This is a genomic window from Enterorhabdus sp. P55, from assembly GCF_009911695.1.
Taxonomy (GTDB): Bacteria; Actinomycetota; Coriobacteriia; order Coriobacteriales; family Eggerthellaceae; genus Enterorhabdus.
In genome coordinates this window covers 1-5351 of record NZ_QWKK01000127.1, presented here as the reverse complement: position 1 = coordinate 5351, position 5351 = coordinate 1, and the positions used below count along the sequence as shown (strand labels likewise).

The window sequence follows — 5351 nt, the reverse complement described above, 5'->3', positions numbered from 1 at the left end:
TCAGCTGAACTGTTCAGCTGAGCGTGGAGGAATCCTCGCTCTGGAAGGGGCCGTTCGGCTAACCTCGCAAATTGACTGTGAGGCACCAGCGCCAGCCAGTTGTGCGCAAACGGTGCGGACGGCCGGGCGCCGGCAAGTTTTCCTTGCCCCGTCCAGAACCCGGCCCTATACTGGACAAGTTGTGTGTTCGCAACCCGTTCGCTCTTGGCCCGCATGCGCCACCCGCTTGCCCGCCCAGAACGCAACGCGAAGGAAACCGGCGGCTGCCAGGCCGTCCTGGGCGCGGGAGCGCCTCCAACCCATCAGAAAGGTGGAATCACATGGCGAGCAAGAACAGCATCTCCAAGGAGAAGACCGCAGAGCTCATCAAGGAGTTCGGCAAGGGCGACGGCGATTCCGGCAGCGCCGAGGTGCAGGTGGCCATCCTCTCCGAGCGCATCCGCAACCTCACCGAGCACCTCAAGGTCCACAAGAAGGACAACCACACCCGCCGTGGCCTCATGATGCTCATCGGTAAGCGACGCGGCCTGCTCAAGTACATCAAGCAGCGCGACATCGACGAGTACCGCGCGCTCATCAAGAAGCTCGGCATTCGCGACAACATCTAGCGAACTGAACGCGGGGCCCGCCCGACTGGCGGGCCCCGCGCTTAGTGATAGCGGTCGGCGGCGCTGGGCGTCCGCTGCTCGCGGGAGGCGGCGAACCGGTAAGTACCCGTCCCCGAAGAAGCTCCCGGGCAATGAGGCCCGCGAGGAAAAGAAGAGAGAACAGATACATGGAAAAGATCGTCGAATCCTTCGAGCTCTATGGCAAGGAGTACCGCCTGGAGACGGGCGAGCTGGCCAAGCAGGCCACCGGCGCGGTCCTCGTGACCCAGGGCGAGACCACCGTGCTCGTCACCGCCGTGGTGTCCAAGCAGCAGCGCGACTACGACTTCTTCCCTTTGACCGTGGACTTCATCGAGAAGATGTACGCCGTGGGCCGCATCCCCGGCGGCTACCTGAAGCGTGAGGCCCGTCCCTCCGAGAAGGGCACCCTCACGGCCCGCATGATCGACCGCCCCATCCGCCCCGGGTTCCCCGACGGCTTCAAGAACGAGGTCCACGTGGTGGCCACCACCTTCGTGGCCGACCAGGTCAACCCGCCTGACACCATCTGCGTGGCCGGTGCCTCCGCGGCGCTGCTCGCGGGCGGCGCGCCCTTCGACGGCCCGGCTGCGTGCGTGCGCATCGGCCGCGACAAGGAGACCGGCGAGTTCATCGTCAACCCCACCTACGCCGAGCAGGAGAACTCCGACCTGGAGCTGACCATTGCCGGCACGGCCGACTACATCTCCATGGTGGAGGCCGGCGCCCATGAGATCTCTGAGGAGGACATGCTGGCCGCCATGACCTTCGGCCAGGAGGCCATCGCCGCCTTCTGCGAGAAGCAGGCCGCCTTCCTCGCCAAGGTCAACCCCACGCCGCTGCCCTACACCGTGCACGTGGCCGATCCCTGCATCGCCGAGCGCGTCGGCGCCTACTACGATGCCATGGCCGCCGCCCTCAAGGACGCCGACAAGCAGGCCCGCATGGGCAAGGTCGATGAGCTGAAGGCGCAGATCAAGGAGGAGTCGTTCTCCGAAGAGGAGCGCGCCGCGTGGGCGAGCGACATCGCGGCTGCCTGCAAGGCGCTCGAGAAGCGTGCCATGCGCGCCATGATCATCGAGACCGGCGAGCGCGCTGATGGCCGCCGTCCCGAGGAGATCCGCCCGTTGTTCATCGAGCCGGGCTACCTGCCCCGCGTCCATGGCTCCGGCCTGTTCCAGCGCGGCCAGACCCAGGTCATGTCCGTCTGCACGCTCGGCATGCTCAACGAGTGGCAGCGCCTTGATACCATCGAGCCGGTTGACGGCAAGCGCTACATGCACCAGTACAACTTCCCGCCCTACTGCACCGGCGAGACCGGCCGCATGGGCGCGCCGAAGCGTCGCGAGGTGGGCCATGGCGCCCTGGCCGAGCGCGCGCTGCTCCCCGTCATCCCCGACGAGGACGCCTTCCCCTACGCCATTCGCGTGGTCTCCGAGGTGCTCGAGTCCAACGGCTCGTCCTCCATGGCGTCCACCTGCGGCTCGACGCTGGCCCTCATGGACGCCGGCGTGCCTATCTCCGCGCCTGTCTCCGGCGTGGCCATGGGCCTCATCAAGGAGGGCGACGACGTCGTCATCCTCACCGACATCCAGGGCATCGAGGACTTCCTCGGCGACATGGACTTCAAGGTGTGCGGCACCTCCAAGGGCATCACGGCGCTTCAGATGGACAACAAGGCCCGCGGCCTGTCCGTCGAGATCCTCGCCCGCGCGCTCCAGCAGGCCCACGAGGGTCGCGCGTTCATCCTGGACGCCATGCTCGAGCAGATCCCCGCTCCGCGCGAGGAGATGCGCGAGACCGCCCCGCGCATCGAGACCATCAAGATCCCCGTGGACAAGATCCGCGACGTCATCGGAAGCGGCGGCAAGGTGGTGCGCGGCATCCAGGAGGAGACCGGCGCGTCCATCGACATCCAGGAGGACGGCACCATCCACGTGGGCGCCACCTCCGGCACCGCCATGCAGGCGGCCAAGGACATCATCCTCGGCATCGTGAAGGAGCCTGAGGTGGGCGAGGTCTACGAGGGCGAGGTCGTCGGCATCAAGGACTTCGGCGCCTTCATCAAGCTGACCCCCGGCAAGGACGGCCTGCTCCACATCTCGCGCGTGGCCAACGGCCGCGTGGCCAAGGTGGAGGACGTGCTCAACCTGGGCGACATCGTCAAGGTCGAGGTGCTCGAGGTGGATCCGAAGAACGGCAAGATCTCCCTTGACCGCCTGGACAAGCCGGATGCCCCGGCCGGCTCGGCTGAGCCGCGCGGCGAGCGTCGCGAGCACCGCGGTGACCGTGACCGCGACCGCCGCGGCGGCGACAACCGCCCCGGCCGCTCCGGCCGCGAGGCCCGCACGCCCCGTCGTCGCCACGAGGCGTAAGCGGAAGGCACGACCCTGAAGAGCCGCCCACCTGGGCGGCTCTTTTCGTTTCCCCTGGTTGAGCGCCGGGAGCGAGGTTGTTGGGTACAATGGGGCGATACACTCACGATTGAAGGAGGACGTAATGATCAAGGTAGCCGTGGCGGGATGCGCGGGACGGATGGGGAGCGCGGTGGTGGATGCCGTCACCGCCGCCGATGACATGGAGGTGGCCTGCGGCATCGACCCACATGGCGCCGACGCAGGGTTCCCGGTGCATGCGACCGTGGCCGAGGCTGTGGCCGCGGGCGGGTTCGACGTGCTGGTGGACTTCACCCAGCCCGACGTGGTGGCCGCCAACCTGGCCGCCGCGCTGCCGGCGGGCGTGGACTGCGTGGTGGGCACCACCGGGCTCTCCAACGAGGTACTCGAGGGCCTGGCCGCCCAGGCGGCGCCGGGCACGTGTTTATTCTACGCGCCCAACTTCACGACCGGCGCCGTGCTGATGATGGAGTTCGCCAAGGCTGCCGCGCCCTACTTCCCCGAGGCCGAGGTCATCGAGTTCCACCACTGCAACAAGAAGGACGCGCCCTCGGGCACGGCGGTGCGTACGGCCCAGATGATCGCCGAGGCGCGTGCGCCGCGCGTGAGCGAGGCGCCGGGGCGCGAGACCGAGATCGCCGGAGCCGAGGGCGCCCGCGGGGCGCTCGTGGACGGGGTGCCGGTACACGCGGTGCGCTCCATGGGGTATGTGGCCTCGCAGGAGGTGATCTTCGGGTCGCTCGGCCAGACGCTCACCCTGCGCCATGACTCGTGGGACCGTTCCTCCTACATGCCCGGCGTGCTGCTGGGCATCCGCAGCGTGGGAGCGCGCGAGGGGCTCGTCGTCGGCCTCGAGCAGTTCATGGCCTAGGCTGCAAGGCGGCAGGGGAGGGGCGAGCGGCGGTGAACTGAACCCCGATAGTGGGACTGGAAACAAAAGTTTTCAGTCCCACTTGTTTTGAGGGGTGATAGCTTGAGGCACGGAACGGACGTCAGAGCCGAGGCGGTGAGATGCTTCGAGGCCGGCTACGCGGAAAATGCGGTCGGACGAGTGCTGGGAATATCCGTCACCATCGTAAAGAAATGGCTTTACACTTACAGGGCACTCGGAAAGGAGGCCCTGCTTGTGACCGGGCGCAATACCTACACGCACGAACTCAAGGTCGAGGCAGCCAGAGCCGTCATCGAGGGGAGGATGTCCAAGCCCGATGCCATGAAGGCCTACGGCCTCAGATCGAAAACCCAGATAGACACTTGGTGCAGGCTCTATCGAGAGGGCGGTGCGGACGCGCTTCTGCCCAGGCCGAAGGGCAGGCCCAGGAAGGCGGAGATATGCTTCCCCTCCCGCGAAGAGGAGCTGGAGGCGCGGGTGCGCGAGCTGGAACTGGAGCTCGAAATCCAAAAACGAATCAACGCCTTGGCGGACGAGATCGAGCGGAAGCGGCGGACTCGCTGAGGCGCGACTACCCGCTCAAGCTCGTGCTCGACAAGCTTGGGCTCCCCAAAAGCACCTACTACCGCTATGCGGGCGGCAGAAACCCCGCGCCCGACCGATGGTCCGGCGTTCGCCCTCTCGTGCGCGAGGTCTTCTCCCGCACCCCGAACGGCATGGGCTACCGGCAGGTCGCCATGGCGCTCAAGGCCGAGCACGGCCTCTGCGTCAGCGGCAAGACCGCCCTCAAGCTCATGCGCGAGGAGGGGCTCCGCTGCCGCATCCGTCGCAAGAGGTACGACTCCTATCGGGGCGAGCGGGGCAAGACCGCCAAGAACATCCTCGATCGCGACTTCGGCGCCGAGGTCCCGATGGCCAAGCTCGTCACCGACGTCACCGAGTTCAAGGTGGCAGACGGCAAAGCGTACCTGTCGCCGGTAATGGACCTCTACAATAACGAGATCGTAGCGTGGTCGGTGGCAAGGAGCCCCAACCTCGCGCAGACCATGGAAATGCTCGACGGCCTAGAGCCGCGCCTCGAAGGACCTGCGCTTCTCCACTCCGACCAAGGCTGGCAGTACCAGCAGCCCGCCTATCGGAGGCGCCTTGGGGAGATGGGTGTCACGCAGAGCATGTCGAGAAAGGCGACCTGCCTGGACAACGCCTGCATGGAAGGGTTCTTCGGTCATTTGAAAGACGAGTTCTACCGTGGTCGGGAGTTCGACTCCTTCGACTCCTTCAAAACCCAGCTCAATGAATACATCATCTATTGGAACACGAAACGTTACCAGTTGCGCCTAAATGGGATGGCCCCGGTGCAGTGAACTGCGTCCCAAAACTTGGACGAATTAGTAAGGACTAAGCTGCTAAGGACTGATTTCGGAATTCCTCCGGAGT

General features: G+C 66.0%; 5 protein-coding genes. All 5 read left to right on the top strand.

The genetic code is table 11. The features are described 5' to 3' along the window. Window positions 1-320: 320 nt before the first annotated feature. On the top strand, window positions 321-608 hold the full coding sequence (rpsO, locus tag D1643_RS09550) for a 30S ribosomal protein S15 (protein WP_160710402.1): 288 nt from the start codon (window positions 321-323) through the stop codon (window positions 606-608). A 167-nt stretch (window positions 609-775) separates the two neighbouring features. Next, window positions 776-3001: a polyribonucleotide nucleotidyltransferase gene (locus D1643_RS09545; protein WP_160710401.1), complete on the top strand. Its 2226-nt coding sequence runs from the start codon at window positions 776-778 to the stop codon at window positions 2999-3001. Window positions 3002-3125: 124 nt separating this feature from the next. Beyond that, window positions 3126-3893 (top strand): 4-hydroxy-tetrahydrodipicolinate reductase, encoded by a 768-nt coding sequence (dapB, locus tag D1643_RS09540; protein WP_160710400.1) that lies wholly within the window; start codon window positions 3126-3128, stop codon window positions 3891-3893. Between the two features lie 102 nt (window positions 3894-3995). Then, a complete protein-coding gene (locus D1643_RS09535) occupies window positions 3996-4478 on the top strand; it encodes a helix-turn-helix domain-containing protein (RefSeq protein WP_201751071.1) in 483 nt (160 codons plus the stop codon). A 23-nt stretch (window positions 4479-4501) separates the two neighbouring features. Next, window positions 4502-5278 carry an IS3 family transposase gene (locus D1643_RS09530; RefSeq protein WP_370520332.1) on the top strand — a complete coding sequence of 259 codons (777 nt, stop codon included), beginning with the start codon at window positions 4502-4504 and terminating at the stop codon, window positions 5276-5278. The last annotated feature ends 73 nt before the right edge of the window (window positions 5279-5351 follow it).

Excerpts from the sequence above, each read along its gene's own strand:
- rpsO (WP_160710402.1), top strand. The coding sequence starts at position 321 with ATGGCGAGCAAGAACAGCATCTCCAAGGAGAAGACCGCAGAGCTCATC.
- dapB (WP_160710400.1), top strand. The coding sequence starts at position 3,126 with ATGATCAAGGTAGCCGTGGCGGGATGCGCGGGACGGATGGGGAGCGCG.
- D1643_RS09545 (WP_160710401.1), top strand. The coding sequence starts at position 776 with ATGGAAAAGATCGTCGAATCCTTCGAGCTCTATGGCAAGGAGTACCGC.